The organism is Phosphitispora fastidiosa, from assembly GCF_019008365.1.
Classification (GTDB): domain Bacteria; phylum Bacillota; class Thermincolia; order Thermincolales; family UBA2595; genus Phosphitispora; species Phosphitispora fastidiosa.
In genome coordinates this window covers 1-273 of sequence record NZ_JAHHUL010000123.1, presented here as the reverse complement: position 1 = coordinate 273, position 273 = coordinate 1, and the positions used below count along the sequence as shown (strand labels likewise).

Here is a 273-nt window from a genome sequence, read left to right as displayed (position 1 = left end):
CGGATCCGCAATCCGCACCGTGATGGCGATCGCCGAACGCATGCCCGATGTCGGCCGCCGCTATTATTTGCGCGTGCTGGACATGACCATCACCCGCCTGTCCGAATATCTCCGCGCCCATGTCGCCTCCGGCGATCTTGCGATCGAGGATTGCGACCTCGCCGCCTCGCAGTTCATGGAATTGTGCAAGGCTTCGCTGTTCCTGCCCTTCATCTTCCAGGCCGCCCCGGCGCCGTCCGAGGAGCGCATGGCCGAAGTGATCGACAGCGGCAC

General features: G+C 64.1%; 1 protein-coding gene. It reads left to right on the top strand.

Annotated elements, in window-relative coordinates:
* The coding region (locus Ga0451573_RS19195; protein WP_231685796.1) for a TetR/AcrR family transcriptional regulator C-terminal domain-containing protein at positions 1–273 on the top strand (273 nt) is incomplete at both ends.